The following is a 16,937-nucleotide window of genomic DNA, read 5'->3' on the forward strand; positions in this document are numbered from 1 at the left end:
GCCGTTAAGTTTCCATCTTCTATCAATGTCATGTCATTCTTCAGATGTCGCCAGTCGATTCCAATTATCGTTTATCCAGTTTTTTACGTTATCCATAGCGGCGCTCGATTTGACGGCTATTCCTATCTCATGGATGGCAGTACCGGCCACGGGGTAACGTTCACCAAAGAAATAACCAATTGCGCCAATAGTCGGTAAGCCCCGCCTGCCAGAGAACCAGCGTTTGCGCGGCCGTCTGCGTCGGCGTGCCCGCCGTGGTGACGATGCTCGTGCGCGTGTTGCTGACCTGATTGGCCGCGATGTCGATATCGCCATCGGCTTCGATGTTGGCCGAGCGGTTGATCAGCGTGTTGACCTGATTGGCGAGCAGGCCAGTGTTCGGGTCGCGTGTGCCGTCGCGCGCGATTTGCAGGTTGCCAGCGCTGTAGAGCGTGGCGCCGTCGAGGTTCTGGACCGAGTTGGTGGCGTACAGGTTCAGGTTCTGAACGGCGGCCATCAGTGCCGAAGCGCCGTTGTTGGTGATGTCGGCGCCGGAGACGGTCACCGCGCCCGCGGCTGCCAACGTACCCGTATTGGTCAGCGTCCCGGTCGCCGCGATCTTCAAGTTGCCGTTGGCTTGCAACTGGTTGGTGGCGTCGTTGGTGTAGTCGCCCGCGACGTTGAGTGTCAGGTCGCGGCCAGCGATCATGGTGCCGCTGCCGGAGAGCGCGCCGGCTACAGCGATGTCCTGATTGGCCTTGACGGCACCGCCCACGTTCGAGAGGGATGCCACGCCGAGCTTGATGTCTTTGCCGCCAAGCACTTGGCCGCCCGCGTTGTCGATGCTGCCTGCGACCACTGACAATGCGTCGTGCGTGTTCGCGGATTCGATGCGCCCGCCGGTGTTAGTGAGCTTGCCGTCGGCTTGCAGCTTGAGGCCGTCCTCGGCGTGCAGGGTTGCGTTGGTGTTGTCGAGCGCGCCCTGAACGGCGAGACTCAGCGCCTTCTGCGAAGCCACGGTGCCGCCAGCGTTGTTGAGTGCGCCGAGGCGTGCCACCAGCGCGCCGTTGGTCTGGATGACACCGCTCACGTTGCTGGCCGCGCCCTGGCTCGTGATAGCGAGCGCCCCGCTGCCTGCGTGGGAGAGCTGGCCACGGTCGTTGGTCAGGCTCGCAGCGGTGACGGTCAGGTTCTGGCCGTTGGCGGCAATCGTGCCACCGGTGTTGTCGAGCTTGCCACCGGCGGTGATCGTGGTGTCGGTTTGGCCGGTCTGTTTCAGCGTGCCGCCAACGTTGATCAGATCGCCCGTGGTCTGGACCGCAAGCTGGGTGCCTTCGATCTGGCCGCTGGTGTTGTCGAGCGACTGCGAGGTGATGGCAACGGTGTTGCCCGTGACGGTGCTCTGGCGCGTGTTCGGTGCGCCGGCGTTGGCGGTGATCGCGCCGCCCGCCTGCACCTTCGCGCCCGACAGATCGACAGCGCCTCCGGAGACAGTCAGATCGCCGTTGGCGGCGGTCTGGCTGCCCGCAAGGCTGACGCTTGCGCCGTGGATCGCGACATTACCGCTGGCTGAGTTGCGGCCCGTGGCAGACAAGGCGCCGGTGGCGCTCAGCGCGAGATCCGCGTTGCCGACGGACGTACCGTCGGCACTCATGCCCGCAGCAAGCGTGCCCGTGGATGCCACGTTCTGCGCGTTCACGCCGAGCCATTGCTGGGCCGCCAGCGTGCCGCTGTTGGTCAGCGTGCCATCGGTCTGGACGCCGATGGGACCCTTGGCATACGTCGTGCCGCTGTTGTCGATGCCATCGCGTGCCACGACAGAGAGATTGCCGCTGGCATTGGTCTGGCCGCCCAGAATAATCTTGCCCTCGGACGTCAGCGTGAAGTCGCCCGCCTGCGCCGCGGCCACGCCGCGTAGCGATACGCCCACTCCGAGCTCCGTCGAAGCAAGGATGATCTTGTTGGCGTACATGCCGCCCAGCAGCGCCACGTCGATACCCGCCGGTGGCGCCGTGCCCGTACCAGTAATGGCCTTCGCGCCGAGCGTGTTGTAGTCGACCTGATTGGCGCCAGCCACCACGTTGAGCTTGTTCGCGTAGAACGCCGCATTCGCCTTCACCGCGCGTGCGATCACGTCGACCTGGTTGACACCCGCCACATTCAGGCCCGCGCCTCCGATGCTGATCTGACCGCCCGTCACACGGAAGGCGTCGAGGCTGCCAAGACCGCCGTACACCGGCAGACCTGTCGTCAGCGTGGCTCGAGTGGTATTGATGAAGCCAGCACCATCGACAAAGATTCCGTTCGGGTTGGCTACCACGACCCCGGCACCTGGCCCGGCGACTTCGAGGTACCCTCGCAACTGGCTCGGCAACGTGCTCGTGACCTGATTGACAATGATGCGCGCTGACCCGCCGGGTTGCAGGTTCGGATTGCCGTTGATGTAGCCAGCCTGCTGCGTGTTGACGACGGTCGGCGAGTTGTTGAGGATCGCACCACGCTTGCCGACGTCGAATTGAGAGTAGTGATTCGTCGAGACCCCCGCACCCGACGGACGTGTGATATTGACCTGCGGCAGGCCGTTGGGCGTGGCGATGACGGTGGGACGATTTACACCAGAGGTTGGATCTGCCGCGATCTGCGCGGCGACAGGCGGCGACAAAAGCAGGCCCGCCCACGCCGCGAGCACGATACGTACGCGATGAATATCAATGCAGCAGCAAGAACAAGCCATGACGATCCAGTCCCCGAGACGGACTGGACAGTGTGACGCGCACGATATTTTTTAGAATCGCCGATTCCCTAATTCTTCGGTGCGAACATCGAGTCAATATTTAATACAGTTTTCGGAAATTTCTTGATGAAATTGAAATTGACCGAAATCAACGTTTGAACTCGATGGGCGCTCCATTCTTCAGCTTCCATTTCACGGGAGCTCATGGATGAAAGCGCTTCGCACAATCGTTACTGCCGCCTTTGCACTCGCCGTCCTGCCGCATGCCGCGCAGGCCGCCAGCGCCCTGCCCGCCTATGCTGGCGACCCGACGCAGACCTCGGTCTCCGGCTTGTCGTCGGGCGCTTTCATGGCGGTGCAGTATCAGGTTGCGTATTCCGGTTCGGTGGTGGGCGCCGGTATCGTGGCGGGAGGTCCGTATTACTGCGCGGCTGGCAATATTCTTAACGCGCAGATCTGCATGGGGCAGGTGCCGTTCGTACCGCCGAATCCTGCGCTGATGGTCGCCGCGGCGACGGGTTTTGCATCGCTTGGCCAGATCGATTCGCTGTCCAATCTGGAGCGAGCCAGAATCTATGTGTTCAGCGGGACGAAGGATACGGTCGTCTACCAGCAGGCCGTCGATACGACGGTGTCTTTCTTCAAGGAAGCGGGTGTCCCCGCCGCAAACGTCAAGTACGTCAACAACGTGCCAGCCGGTCATGCGTTTATCACGCCGGCGTTCGGTAATGTGTGCGCGGATAACGCTTCTCCGTATATCAGTCATTGCACGGTCGGCAAGCAGATGTACGATCAGGCCGGTGCGTTGCTTCAGCAGATCTACGGTGCGCTGACGCAGCCCGCGCAGGCGCTGACCGGGAGCATCGTCCCCTTCGATCAGCGCGAATTCGCGTCGGCCGGGACGGGCATGGCGGATACCGGATACCTCTATGTCCCCAAGTCATGCGATGAAGGCGCGGCGTGCAAGGTGCACGTGGCCTTTCACGGATGCAAGCAGTCGGCGGCGGTGGTCGGCGACGATTACTTCGCGAAGACGAACTACAACCAATGGGCGGACACGAACAACATTCTGGTGCTGTACCCACAGGTGAACGCGTCCACCGTGCCGTTCAACCCGCAAGGCTGCTGGGATTGGTTCGGCTATACCGGCACCGATTACGCACTGAAATCCGGTGCGCAAATGAAAGCGGTCAACGCGATGGTTGACCGCTTGCTTGCCAGGCCCTGAAACCCTGAAGCACTACCGCTGCCGGATGCGGGCCAGCAGTACAAGCACCGCGCCCAGCAGCGCGCAGATCGCGCCAAGCAGATAGACCGCCGCATACCCGGCCTGCGCGGCGATGACGCCCGCCAGCGGCCCCGCGATGCCGTAGGCAATATCGAGGAACGCAACGAAGGCGCCCATCGCGCTGCCGCGATTGGCCGGCGGCACGCGCTTGAGCGCTTCCACGCCCAGCGCGGGGAAGATCAGCGCGCAGCCGAGCCCAGTCACCAGCGCGCCGGCCAGCGCCACGCTCTCCTGCGTGGCGTACCACAGCATCAGCTGGCCGATTGCCTCGACCGCAAGCGAGTACAGTGCCACGCGATAGCCACCCATCCTGTCCGGAAGATGACCGAAGACGAGGCGCACAGCGATAAAGCCCACCCCGAATGCGGTCATCACCAGACCCGCATGGCTCCAGTGGCGCGCGGCGAAGTACAGCGAGGCGAATGCCGTCAGGCCAGCCACACCGACACCCTGCAGCATCAGGCCAAGCCCTTCGCGCCAGATCTGCGCGAGCACGCGATGGAACGGTAGCCGCTGCCCGGACGGTGACGCATATGGTCGTGCGCCAAACGCGATGAGGCCGGCCAGCACCGGCGCCGCGAGGCAGGCCAGCATCGCGGCCTGAAAGCCCCACTGCCGGTACAGCGCCATGCCGGCCGGCGCGCCGATCGCCAGCGCGGCGAACATCGCGATGCCGGTCCACGACATCGACATGCCCGCGCGTTGCGGGCCAACCGAGGCGATCGACCACGAAACGCAGCCGGTCACGAACTGGCTCTCGCCAAGGCCCGCCGCGAGGCGGCCGGCCACGATGAGCGCCAGACTAGCGCCCTGCGATAGCACCGGCAGCGCCGCGAGCATATACAGCAGACCACCCAACGCGCAGAATGCCGCGCCCTGCAGCGCCGCGCGCCGGCCACCTAGCTGGTCGGTGACCGCGCCGGCATACCCGCGTGACAGCACGGTGGCAAGGAACTGGATGCCGATCACGAGGCCAACGACCACGTTGCTGAAGCCGAGCTGCTCGTGGATGAACAGCGGCATGACCGGCAGCGGCAGGCCCACCGCGAGGTAGCCCGCGAACAGCGCGGTGATCACCGGCAAGGACGGTCGCGTAAGGAGCGCCGCGCCTGGCGGCGCGCCGGCTTTGGTTTCCATGGTGACAGAAGACATGTCGATTTCCCGGTTGTCGCCCTCAGGCGTTGTCAAACAGCGCGGTACGATAGCCGCCGGCTTCCAGCAGATAGTCGCGCGACGCCACCGCTTCCGCGTGCAGCTTGGCCACATCGACGCCAATCAGCTTGCCGCCGCGCTTGCGCAGCTGGCCGGCCACCATCACGGTGTCCACATCGGCGCGTTCGACGGCCTGCACGATCGTGCCCACAGCATCGGTCAACGGAAACACCGCCACGCCGTCAGTCCGGACCATGATGAGATCCGCCTGCTTGCCCGGCGTCAGCGTGCCGATCGCATGCGCCAGCCCGGCGGCACGCGCACCATTGACGGTGGCGGAGGCAAGTACCGCCTGCACCGAGATCGGGGCCGGCACGTTGGCCTCGCCACGGAAGCGGCGATAGCGCATGGCCGAGCGTTGCTGCCCGAACAACGCGTGCATCTCGCCAAACAGGTCGCTGCCAAACGCAGTGTCGAGGTCAATGCCAAGCGCTGGCGCCAGACCGTGATCGACCGCCTGTTGCCAGGCAAAGCGATCGTCGTCGAAACCGAACAGCGCGTCCGAGCGCGGGTTGATGGTCACGTTGACGCCGGCGTCGGCCAGCAGTCGCCACGTGTCTTCCGGCAGGCGCGTGCAATGGTTGAAGATGTTGTGCGCGCCCAGCACCCCCGGTGTCGCGAACTCGGGCCCGAGCTTGGCGAGGTCACCGATAAATTCGGTCAGGATCTGCATGTCGAGTTCGCGCGCGGCCCGCCACCAGTCGAGGTTGAACTGTCCGAACAGGCCCACATGCACACGGCTGTCGGCGCCGTTCCAACGCGCGGCCAGACGCTCGAGATCGCCCGGCAGATGCGCCTTCGATGCGCGCGTGTCCATGGCCGCGCCAACCATATGCAGTGCGCGGATGCCGGCACCCTCCAGTGCATCGAGCGCGGCGTCCGTATGGGCCGGGCTGCGCGAGCTGTGGCAGGCATCGATGATCGTGGTAATACCCGCATCGAGCGAGGCCACGGCCGTGAGCCGCGTGCTCGCGTACATGTCATCCGGGCGGTAGTGCGCGCCCAGCGTTTCGGCCGCGACGTCGATATAGGCGAATAGATCGTCCACGTTCGGCATCAGGCGGCGCATGACGCCGAGCCACGCATGGTGGTGGGCGTCGATCAGACCGGGCATCACGATGGTGCCAGTGGCGTCGATGATTTGCGCGTCGGCGGCGACAATCTCGGGGCCGATAGCGGCAATGCGGTCGTCCTCCACGAGGACATCGCCGATGGCGAGGTTGGGGACTTTGGCGTCCATCGTGACGATGGTGCCGCCCTTGAACAGCGTGCGTTGGATCGCGGACATGGTGTACTCCAGCAATGGGTTGGCAGTTGGGTTGGACAGTCGATGGCGACGTCAGGGATGCGTCGTTGCTGGCAAGAATAGGGACTGGATGATTTTTGATTAAGATAGGCAGTCTCAAATCATTTTTGCTGAAAGTCATGAATCCGCACGAAGGGAAGTCACGATGAGTTTCGATGGCAGGCTGTTGTCGGGGATGAGCGTGCTGGCCGCCGTGGTGGAAAGCGGCAGCTTTACGCGCGCCGGGGAGGTGCTGGGGTTATCGGCATCGGGCGTCAGCCGCTCGATCTCGCGGCTGGAGGCGCGCATCGGCGTGCGTCTGCTCGACCGCACCACGCGCGCGCTGCATCTGACCAGCGAGGGCGCGCGGCTGTACGAACTGGCGGCGCCCCATCTGTCGGGCATCGAGGAGGCGGCCAATGTGGTGTCCGGCGCGGCCACCACGGTCCGCGGCGCGCTAAGGGTGAGCCTGAACCCGATTTTCGCGCGCCACGTGCTGGCGCCCGAGCTGGTCAAGTTTACGCAGCGATATCCGGAAGTCGAACTCACCACCGTGACATTGCCCGACTACGCCGATCTGGTCGCGGCCGGCGTCGATATCGCGATACGCTTCGGCCAGCCGCGCTCGTCGGGCATGACGTCGCGCAAGCTGCTGGACACCCGCGTGCTGACCGTGGCCTCCCCGGCCTACCTGCGCCAGTACGGCCAGCCGAAGACACCGCGCAAGCTGGCCGAGCATGACTGCATCCAGTTTATCGACCCGCAGCGGGGCAAGCCGTTCGAGTGGCTGTTTATGCGTGGCAAGGAAACCATCACAGTCGACACCAAAGGCCGGCTCACGCTATCGGACGGCGATACGCTGATCGGGGCCTGCCTTGCCGGCGCCGGCATCGGGCAGGTGCTGGCGCTGAGTGTGGAGCCGCTGCTTGCCAGTGGCGCGCTCATCGATCTGTTCCCCGACTGGCCCGGGGAAACCTTTCCGCTCTACATCGTGCGGCCGTCCCGGCGCCTGCCACCCGCCGCGGTTGAGGCCTTTCTGAACTTCTGCCTCGAACTGTGCGGGGATACGATGGCGAGCGGCAACAGCGAGCGCGGCCGCCGGCGCTAGGCGCGGATTCCCAACTGGGCCGGTGCGGTCGCCCGGGCCACAGGTATGTCCACTTGCATCTCCCTCAGCCGCGCGAGGACCTGCTGATGGCACTCGTCGGACGGTTGATAGTGGCCGCTCGATCTGTCGATATCCTGGAGCACCCCGTCCTGCACACTCAACTCGCCGGCGCCCGCCACGCGGCCTCCGGCCATAAAGCCGGTATGGTTGTCGACGACGCTGGCGTCCGCCGCGTACAGGCGGCCGCCTCCGTCCATCACGAACATGGTGTCGGGCTTAGTGTTCATCAGGACCTGATCGCCGCTGTCGCGGTCCCGCTGATAGAGCCGGCCGTTTCGACTGGTGACCTCGATGCCGCGGCGGGCGGCGTCGTCGAGGCTGTATTTTCCCCTCGCCACGTTGGTGCCCGGATGAAACTGCCCAATGGTGTAGTACCGGTCGTCCGCAACTTTTTTCATGCGCGGGTCGGTTGGTGGAGGCGTGGCCGGGGCACGGCGCGGTGCCGAGCTGCCTGCTGCTGCGCCAACGCGTGACTGCAACCGGTAATCGCCGGTATCGGCGCGGCGCGACACAGAACCGCGCTGCCCTCGCGCCACATTGGTGGCATCGTTTTGCTGATATGCAGTGTGCGTTGACGTGTCAACGGCGGCATTGGCGGTGGAATTGCAAAGACCCATGACGGACTCCTCGGTTGAACAAGAGCCGTCATTGTTTGGGACCATACCCCCGTCCGCCCAAGGCCCGCGCGAACGTCGCGCGCCCAATCCGAACCCCAACCCGCCGCATGCCCGACGTCGCCGTTGCATGCCAAAGACTTCGTGCGGACGGGCAACCCACAGCGGCGCTGCGGGCTAGTTGGTGGTCGCGCGATCCTGTTCCGGCTGCCCCGCTTTGTCGCGCGCCTGCTGTGCTTCCACACACGCCGGGCTGCCGCTCTGTGCTTCCTCGCGCAGGGTTTCGGGTGGCGCGCCCTCGCCGATGCTGTGCAGATCCCAGCAGGCGATAAACAGCGCCGCGACCAGCGGCCCGATCACGAAGCCGTTGAGACCGAACAGCGCCATGCCGCCCAGCGTGGAGATCAGCACCACGTAGTCGGGCATCTGCGTGTCCTTGCCGACCAGGATCGGGCGCAGCACGTTGTCGACCATGCCGATCACCAGCACGCCGAAGCCGATCAACACGAAGCCCTTGACCAGATCGCCGGTCAGCAGGAAGTACACCGCCACCGGGGCCCAGATCAGCGCGGCGCCAACGGCCGGCAGCAGCGACAGGAACGCCATGATCGCGCCCCACAGCAGCGAACCCTGAATGCCCAGGATCGCGAAGATCACGCCGCCGAGCGTGCCTTGCACGATGGCCACCGCGATATTGCCTTTGACCGTGGCGCGCACGACCATCGTGAATTTCTTGATCAGATGCTGCTTGTGCCCGGGGCTCAGCGGCACCGCAAGGCGCACGCGCCGCGACAGCTGCGGCCCATCGCGTAGCAGGAAGAACAGCAGATACATCATGATGCCGAAGCCAATAAGCATATGCGCGGTGTTCTGGCCGATGCTGAGCGCGCGCTGGGCCAGGAACTGGCTGGTCTGGACCGCACTGGCACTGAGCTTCTGCTGCAGGTCCGACAGGCTCTGCACATCGAAACGCGAGAGCAGATCACGCACGTACGGCGGCAGCGCATCCACCGCGCGCTGGAAGTACAGGCCGAAGTTGATCTGTCCCGAGCGGATGCTGTCGTAGAGGTTCATGCCCTCGTTGACCAGCGAAATCGTGATCAACGTCAGCGGCAGGATGACCAGCAACAGCACCAGCATCAACGTCAGCAACGACGCGATATTGACGCGCCCGTGAAGCCTGGCCACGAGCCGGCGCTGCAACGGCGCAAAGATGATCGCCAGCACCGCGCCCCAGAACACGGCACCGTAGAACGGCAGCAGGATCCAGAAGAACGCGATCGTCACGGCCGCCAGCAATAGCAGAAATGTCTTTTGATGCAGGCCGGTCGAATTGGCCATGTCTACCCCTTGGGCTACCGGTTACCTATCCATAATGGACTGGGCCGCCGGGATGGTTACCGGCGCCCACTGCGCATTGTGCACGCGGCGGGGCCCGGTACGCCATCAGTCGCTGTCCCACAAGGTTGTAATGCCGCGGGTTACACGCTTCGACGGAACAAACGGCCTTGCAGCAGCAGACGCAGCGTCATCAGAAACAGCGCCCCGATAAAGAGGTTGACGAACACGAACAGCGGCAGCGCGAGGCTGGCGAACAACGAGTTCGGCGCCAATGCCGCCGCGCGCAGGCACGCGAGCCCGAGCGCGGTCACGCCGAAGCTGAAGGCCCAGAAGGCCGGGGTCGTGCCCGATGCGGAAAACCAGCCGGCAAGCCGCGCAAGAAACAGAAACTGCATCAGCCCGTAACCGAACATCGCGTAGAACGGCCAGTCCAGACTGCCGCCGGTTACGGTCAGATAGGCCACCGCGCCCACCACGGGCGGGGCCAGCTGGATGCCAAGCGTCGGCCGTATCGCCGGCGGCAACTCGTCGCCAAGGTAGAGCCGGTAGGTCAGGATCGACTCGATCGCGAGCCACGAGAACAGCCCGGCGCCAAAGAACAGCTTGGCCAGATCGCCCCAGCCCAGCGCGCTGAGGGCGATTGCGGAGACGAAGTTGCCGGCCACGGTCGGCAGGTACATAACGGCGGTGGTATCGCCGAGCTTGCGCCCGCCGCGCATCATGCCGCCGCTGCGGAAGGTCGAGAACCCAAGCTGGGCGGCCGCGCCGAGCGCAATCAGCACCGCCCCGAGCGCCGGCATATACCCATGCAACCAGACCGCGACCAGCATCGTCGCCACCGGAATCAGCCCGATAAAGCAGCAGGCCACGGGATGGCGCGCCTCGGCCAGGGCCTCGTCGCGTTGCCATATCCATTTGGCTGCGAACGAGAGCACCAGCACCGCCCAGATCAGCGTGGTCACCGCGAACAACACGTCGTGGACCACGAGACTGGCGCCCCACAACGTATGGGCGAGCTTCCAGCAGTTGGCCAGCCCCGACATGCCAAGCACGATGCCGAGCGCCGAGGCGGGGATGGCGAACCCCGTGGCCGCGGGCGCGACGGGGACGGAGGCATTGCCGGTGGTGGTCATGGGGGTCCTTGGGGGCGAGGAAGCAAATGAACGGAAGCTTAAGCAAGCGGCGGCCGGATGCCAATGATCCAGCGGCATTGTTGCGCCATCATGTGAAGCGCCATCGTGCCTATCTAGAAGCGTGCGTCGCAGCACAAACCCGGGCGATTCTTCCACCTGCCTGAAGACTGTTTTTCGCCGGCACTGTTTCCTTGCGCCGGCAGGAAATATAAGGTCTTGGGCAACAAGCAACGGATTCCAGAAAAAATGCAGCCCTTTATATATGAAGCCCATGCGGCGCGCGTCGTGTTCGGCGCGGGTACCGTGCGGCAGGTAGGAGACGAGGTCGAACGGCTCGGGGGTACCCGGGCGCTGGTGCTCAGCACCCCCAACCAGGCCGATGCCGCCGACCGGGTAGCCGCCCAGCTCGGCGCGCGCAGTGCCGGCGTGCATGCCGGCGCGGTGATGCACGTACCGATCGAGGTCGCGCGCGAGGCCGTGGCGCGGGCCAGAGAAACCGGCGCGGACTGCATGGTGGCGATCGGCGGCGGCTCGACGACCGGCCTGGCCAAGGCCATCGCGCTCGAAACCGGCCTGCCCTACGTCGCGATTCCGACCAGCTACGCGGGTTCGGAGATGACGCCGATCTACGGCCTGACCGAAGGCGGCCAGAAACGCACGGGCCGTGACCTGCGCGTGCTCGCGCGCGCGGTGATCTATGACCCGGAGCTGACCATCGACCTGCCGCCCCAGTTGACGGTGACGAGCGGGCTCAACGCCATCGCTCACGCAGCCGAGGGGCTGTATGCCCGCGACTCCAACCCGGTGATGTCGCTGATGGCCGAGGAGGGTATACGCGCGCTGTTCGAAGGCATCCCGGCGGTGGTCGCCAACCCGCGCGACCTTGCCGCGCGCGCGCACTGCCTGTATGGCGCGTGGCTATGCGGTACGGTGCTGGGCAACGTCGGCATGGCGCTGCATCACAAGCTGTGCCATACGATCGGCGGCAGTTTCGATCTGCCGCACGCCGAAACGCATACGATCGTGCTGCCGCACGCGCTGGCCTACAACGCCGTGGCCGTGCCGGACGCGATGGCGCGCATCGCGCGCGCGATTGGTGGCGATGCGGCCGATGTGCCGGGCCGCCTGTTCGATATGGCAGCGCGGCAAGGCGTCCCCGTTGCGCTACGCGATATCGGCATGCGCGAGACCGATATCGAGGTGGCACTCGAACGCGCGCTGGCCAATCCGTACTGGAATCCACGCCAGATCGAACGCGAGCCGCTGCGCGCGCTGCTGCAGGCCGCCTACGCCGGCACACGGCCCAGCTAACAAGACGTACAGGAGCGAGACAAATGAAAATTGCATTCGTGGGAACCGGCAAGATGGGGCTGCCGATGGCCCGGCACCTTGCCGCTGGTGGGCATGAAGTCGTGGCCTTCGACATTGCGCCCGCGCAGGCCGCCGCTGCACGCGCCGCGGGCCTGACCGTGGCAGCCTCGCTGGCGGACGCCGTCGGCGGCGCCGAGGCGACGTTCAGCTCGATGCCGCATGACGCGGCCTTTGCTGCGGTGTCCGCCGAAGTGGCCGCGGCCGCCCGGCCCGGTTCGCTCTATATCGATACCAGCACGATCTCGCCCGTGGCCTCGGCCGCGGCGGCCACCGTGCTCGCGGCGCGCGACATCGGCTATCTGCGCGTGACCGTTTCCGGCAACAACCATATGGCCGAGGCCGCCAAGCTGACCTCAATGGTGTCCGGTCCCGCGTCGGCCTATGAGCGCGTGCAACCGCTGCTCGCAACGTTCGGCCCGACGCAGTTCTATCTAGGCGATGGCGAGCAGGCCCGCCTGATGAAGCTCGTGATCAACCTGCTGATCGGCCTGACCTCGGGCATGCTGGCCGAAGCGCTGACGCTGGGCCAGAAAGGCGGGCTCGACTGGAAGTCGATGTGGCAGGTGATTACCGCGAGCGCGGTGGCGTCGCCGATCGTCAAGGCGAAGTCGGAGCAATTGTCCGTGCACGACTACACACCGACGTTTACGGTCGATCAGATGCTCAAGGATGTCGGTCTGATTCTCGACGCCGGCGCGGACCTGCGCGTGCCGATGGGCCTGACCGCCCTGCTCGGCCAGATGCTGCAGGGCGCCGCCGCGCAGGGTTTTGCCGGCGACGACTACGCGGCGGTGATCAAATCCGCGGCGCGCTCGGCGGGCCTGCCTGGCTGAGCGATCAACTGGTCCACTTCCGCTCGTAATCCATGCGGTGGAAGTGGTCGACCAGAAACTCGATAAACAGGCGCACCCGCGCGGGCAGGTGTGCCCTGTTCTGGAACGCGATATTCACGGTCAGCCGTGGCAGATCCCAGTCGTCGAGCACCGGCACCAGACGGCCCGCGACGATATCGTCGTAGATGATGTACTTGGGCTGCACCAGGATGCCCATGCCCTTGAGCGCGGCCGCGCGCAGCACCTGACCGTCGTTCGACTCGAACGTGCTGCGCACGTTGATCACGCGCTTCTCCCCGCTGCCTGCACCACCGTCCACACCCTCTTCCGCACGCCCACGCGTAAAGATCAGCTCGTTCGGCCGGTTCGCGTACGAATAGATCAGCATCGCGTGATTGGCGAGGTCCTCGACCGTGCGTGGCGTGCCGCGCTGATCGAGGTAGCGCGGCGAGGCCGCGAGTATGCGTCGCGTCTGTGCCAGCCGCCGCACCGTGAGGTTCGAGTCCGGCTCGAACTCACGCGTGCGAATCGCGAGGTCGATGCCGCTATCCATGATGTCGTAGTACCGATTGGCCGCAATGATATTGACGCTGACCTTCGGATAGCGCGCGGTGAACTCCGGTAACAGCGGCGCAATATGGATCATCGAGAACGACAGAGAGGCGGTGACCGTCAGCGTGCCGTCTGCTTCGAGCACATTGGCGCTGACATCCGCCTCCGCTTCCTTCATCTCCGCTAGCACTTCCTTGCAGCGCCGGAAGAACTGTTCACCGACCTGCGTCAGATAGAGCCGCCGCGTGCTGCGTTCGATCAGGCGCGCAGATAACCGGCGCTCGAGCGAATTCAGATAGCGGCTGGCCGCGGCATTCGACATCTCGAGATTCTCGGCTGCCTTGGTCAGGCTGCCCAACTCGGCGGTCTGCACAAACAACTCGATCTCGGTCCATCGATCCATGCGTCGTCTCCATCGCTTTGCAGCGTTATTTTCTCGCCAGGAGGAAGAAACATTTCCTCAGGCGGCATTCTTTTTCGATTTGGCCGAGTATAGACTGCTTTGCAACCGGCCACTGATGATGCCGGACCAGGAGACAACCACGATGACGCGAACGCTTATTCGCGGGGCCACGCTCGTCACCATGGACCCGGTGCACGGCAACCGGAGCGGCGTAATGACCGGCGATCTGCTGATCGACGGCGACCGCATCGCGGCCATCGGTGCCAACCTCCAAACCGATGTGCCCGCCGATATCGTCCAGATCGACGCACGCGGTTTCATCGTCACGCCCGGCTTTATCAACGCCCACATGCATACGTGGCAAACCGCCCTGCGCGGCGTCGCCGCGGGCTGGACGCTCACCGAATACTTCCGCCAGATGCACGCGGGTCTGGCCACGCGTTTCACCCCCGAGGACATCCATATCGCCACGCTGGTGGGCGCATGGAACCAGCTCGATTGCGGCACCACCACGCTGGTCGACTGGTGCCACAACAACCCGACGCCCGCGCACAGCGACGCCGCCATCGATGCGCTGGACGCCTCCGGCATTCGCGCCGCGTTCTTCCACGGCTCGCCCAAGCCCGATCCCAAGCCTGGTGTCGCACCGTTCTGGGAAACGCCGCATCCGCGTGGCGAGGTCGAACGGATCGCGCGCCGTCTGCAGGGCAACGAGCGCGTCAGCCTCGGCCTCGCGATCCTCGGCCCGCACTATTCGACGCTCGACGTGGCGCTGCACGATTTCGCACTGGCCAGGGACTTCGGTCTGATCGCGAGCATGCATCAGGGTGGCGGCGCGGCGCGCACGCCCGAGGGCTGGGACCGCCTCGAAGCGGCTGGCCTGCTCGGCCCGCATATCAATATCGTGCACGGCAACAACCTGACCGATGCGCAGCTCGCGCGCTTTGTCGAGGCCGGCATGACCTTCTCGATCACGCCCGAGAACGAATTGACGCAGGGCCACGGATTTCCGATCACGGGCCGGCTGCGCGATCTCGGCACGGCACCGTCGCTCGGCGTCGATCTCGAATCGGGACTATCGGGCGAGATGTTCGTGGCCGCGCGCATCGCGCTCGGCGTGCAGCGCGCGCTCGATCACGCCGCTTATCGCACTGCGCACGAAGGCATTGCCGCGCAACATCAGGTCAGTTGCCACGACGCGCTGGCATGGATCACGGTGGCAGGCGCACACATGCTCGGCTTGTCCGACCAGCTCGGTTCGCTCACGCCTGGCAAGCAGGCGGACCTCGTGATGATCGATGCGCGCCGCATGAACATGTTCCCCGTGCACGACCCGGTGAGCGCGGTGGTGATGCAGGCCAGCCTAGCCAATATCGACAGCGTGTTCGTGGCTGGGGTTGCGCGCAAGCGCAACGGCCAGATGCTGGCCGAGGGCATGCCGTCCGCGCTCGCGCAACTGCGTGTGTCGGGCGAACGCCTGCTGCAGGGCCATATACAAGAATAGGAGGAGACTCATGAACACAATCTGCGACGCCCCGCCACTGTTGGAGATGCGGGGCATCTCGAAGACCTTCCCGGGCGTCAAGGCGCTCGACGACGTGTCATTCTCGGTCTATCCGGGCGAAGTCCATATGCTGCTCGGCGAGAATGGCGCCGGCAAGTCATCGCTGATGAAGGTGCTGTGCGGCGTCTATGTGGCTGACGCCGGCGAGTTCTATCACCAGGGCCAGCAGGTCAGCGTGGCGAGCCCCGCGGACACCATGCGCCTGGGTATCGCGGTGATCTTTCAGGAATTCTCGCTGGTGCCGTACCTGAACCTTGCGCAGAACATCTTTCTGGGCCGCGAGCCGCGTGGCTGGCTGCCCGGTTCGGTCGATCACAAGACCATGCATGCGGAAGCGCGTCGGCTGCTCGACCTGCTTGGCCTCGACCTGTCCACGCACACGCTTGTGCATGAACTGGGCGTGGCGCAGCAGCAGATGATCGAGATCGCCAAGGCGCTGTCGCAGAACGCGCGCATCCTCGTGCTCGACGAACCGACCGCCGCGCTGTCCGACCGCGAGACCGAGCGTCTGTTCGAGGTCATCGGTCGGCTCAAGGCCGATGGCGTATCGCTGATCTATATCTCGCATCGCATGGCCGAAGTGTTCGCGCTCGGGGACCGCATTACGGTGATGCGCGACGGCCGCAAGGTCGGCAGCTACCTGCCCGGTGATGCCACGCCGGATGAATTGGTCGCGCGCATGGTCGGCCGCAAGGTGGACATGACCTACCAACGCACGCGCGGTGGCCCCACCGGCGAACTGGCATTGGAAGTGCGCGGTGTGAGCGCGGCCAACGGCATCGAAGGCATCAACCTCAATGTACGCGCCGGCGAGATCGTCGGCCTGGCCGGTCTGGTAGGTTCGGGCCGCAGCGAGGTGGCGCGCGCGATCTTCGGCGCCGATGCGATTCACACGGGCGAAATCCGCATCTTCGGCAAAGCGATGACAGGCGGCCCGGAAAAGGCCCGCGCGCTCGGCGCGGCGCTGATTCCCGAGAGCCGCAAGACCGAAGGGTTGGCCCTGATCCGCACCGTGCGCGACAACCTGATGCTGGCCGGAATCGGCCGCGCATTTCCGGCGCGCTGGTATAGCGGCAAGAAGGCCGACGTGATGTCCGCGCGCGAGATCGAGCGGTTGCGCATCGCCACGCCAAGCGGCGACCAGCTCGCGCAGAACCTGTCGGGCGGCAATCAGCAGAAGATCGTCATCGGCAAGTGGCTGCTGGCCGAGTCGCGGCTGTTTATCTTCGACGAGCCGACGCGCGGCATCGACGTGGGCGCGAAGGCCGAGATCTTCGCGCTGATCGACGGCCTCGTGAAAGATGGCGCCGCAGTGCTGCTGATCAGCTCCGAACTGCCCGAGATCGTCAACGTCTGCGATCGCACGTATGTGATGCGCGAGGGCCGGGTTGCCGGCGAGCTCGACTACACGCAAATGACCGAGGAAAGCGTTCTGCAACTGGGGATGAACGATGCCTGAC

13 protein-coding genes are annotated in these 16,937 nt (G+C 65.0%); 6 read left to right on the plus strand and 7 right to left on the minus strand.

Annotated features, from left to right (window positions below):
• Positions 1–160: 160 nt before the first annotated feature.
• A complete protein-coding gene (locus tag LDO41_RS04955) occupies positions 161–2,713 on the minus strand; it encodes a two-partner secretion domain-containing protein (protein WP_223982726.1) in 2,553 nt (850 codons plus the stop codon).
• Between the two features lie 208 nt (positions 2,714–2,921).
• On the opposite strand from LDO41_RS04955, the gene LDO41_RS04960 reads away from it, so the two are divergent.
• Entirely contained in the window at positions 2,922–3,941 is a 1,020-nt protein-coding gene (locus tag LDO41_RS04960) for an extracellular catalytic domain type 2 short-chain-length polyhydroxyalkanoate depolymerase (protein ID WP_223982728.1), read from the plus strand.
• 12 nt (positions 3,942–3,953) lie between these two features.
• On the opposite strand, the gene LDO41_RS04965 is transcribed toward LDO41_RS04960, so the two are convergent.
• Complete coding sequence (locus LDO41_RS04965) at positions 3,954–5,153, minus strand: arabinose transporter (RefSeq protein WP_223982730.1); 1,200 nt, start codon at positions 5,151–5,153, stop codon at positions 3,954–3,956.
• A 22-nt stretch (positions 5,154–5,175) separates the two neighbouring features.
• On the minus strand, positions 5,176–6,501 hold the full coding sequence (locus LDO41_RS04970) for an amidohydrolase family protein (protein ID WP_223982732.1): 1,326 nt from the start codon (positions 6,499–6,501) through the stop codon (positions 5,176–5,178).
• Positions 6,502–6,664: 163 nt separating this feature from the next.
• Between LDO41_RS04970 and LDO41_RS04975 the strand changes: the two genes are divergently transcribed.
• Positions 6,665–7,606, plus strand: coding sequence for a LysR family transcriptional regulator (locus LDO41_RS04975; RefSeq protein ID WP_223982734.1), 942 nt, complete (start codon positions 6,665–6,667; stop codon positions 7,604–7,606).
• Here LDO41_RS04975 and LDO41_RS04980 read toward each other — a convergent pair.
• From LDO41_RS04980 to tehA, 3 genes are all read right to left on the minus strand, one after another.
• Positions 7,603–8,283, minus strand: coding sequence for a hypothetical protein (locus tag LDO41_RS04980; RefSeq protein ID WP_223982737.1), 681 nt, complete (start codon positions 8,281–8,283; stop codon positions 7,603–7,605). The genes LDO41_RS04975 and LDO41_RS04980 overlap by 4 nt on opposite strands.
• Before the next feature lie 174 nt (positions 8,284–8,457).
• On the minus strand, positions 8,458–9,621 hold the full coding sequence (locus LDO41_RS04985) for an AI-2E family transporter (protein WP_223982739.1): 1,164 nt from the start codon (positions 9,619–9,621) through the stop codon (positions 8,458–8,460).
• A 140-nt stretch (positions 9,622–9,761) separates the two neighbouring features.
• A complete protein-coding gene (gene tehA, locus LDO41_RS04990) occupies positions 9,762–10,754 on the minus strand; it encodes a dicarboxylate transporter/tellurite-resistance protein TehA (RefSeq protein ID WP_223982741.1) in 993 nt (330 codons plus the stop codon).
• Between the two features lie 246 nt (positions 10,755–11,000).
• Between tehA and LDO41_RS04995 the strand changes: the two genes are divergently transcribed.
• A complete protein-coding gene (locus LDO41_RS04995) occupies positions 11,001–12,065 on the plus strand; it encodes a maleylacetate reductase (RefSeq protein ID WP_223982744.1) in 1,065 nt (354 codons plus the stop codon).
• A 23-nt stretch (positions 12,066–12,088) separates the two neighbouring features.
• Positions 12,089–12,958 carry an NAD(P)-dependent oxidoreductase gene (locus LDO41_RS05000; RefSeq protein WP_253074772.1) on the plus strand — a complete coding sequence of 290 codons (870 nt, stop codon included), beginning with the start codon at positions 12,089–12,091 and terminating at the stop codon, positions 12,956–12,958.
• Between the two features lie 4 nt (positions 12,959–12,962).
• Here LDO41_RS05000 and LDO41_RS05005 read toward each other — a convergent pair whose 3' ends face one another.
• Positions 12,963–13,913: a LysR family transcriptional regulator gene (locus LDO41_RS05005; protein WP_223982747.1), complete on the minus strand. Its 951-nt coding sequence runs from the start codon at positions 13,911–13,913 to the stop codon at positions 12,963–12,965.
• Between the two features lie 142 nt (positions 13,914–14,055).
• Between LDO41_RS05005 and LDO41_RS05010 the strand changes: the two genes are divergently transcribed.
• Both LDO41_RS05010 and LDO41_RS05015 read left to right on the plus strand, forming a co-directional pair.
• On the plus strand, positions 14,056–15,417 hold the full coding sequence (locus LDO41_RS05010; protein ID WP_223982750.1) for an amidohydrolase family protein: 1,362 nt from the start codon (positions 14,056–14,058) through the stop codon (positions 15,415–15,417).
• 10 nt (positions 15,418–15,427) lie between these two features.
• Positions 15,428–16,936 carry a sugar ABC transporter ATP-binding protein gene (locus LDO41_RS05015; RefSeq protein ID WP_223982753.1) on the plus strand — a complete coding sequence of 503 codons (1,509 nt, stop codon included), beginning with the start codon at positions 15,428–15,430 and terminating at the stop codon, positions 16,934–16,936.
• Position 16,937 lies beyond the last annotated feature (1 nt).

Origin of the sequence: Cupriavidus pampae (genome assembly GCF_914271485.1) — a bacterium.
GTDB lineage: Bacteria > Pseudomonadota > Gammaproteobacteria > Burkholderiales > Burkholderiaceae > Cupriavidus > Cupriavidus pampae.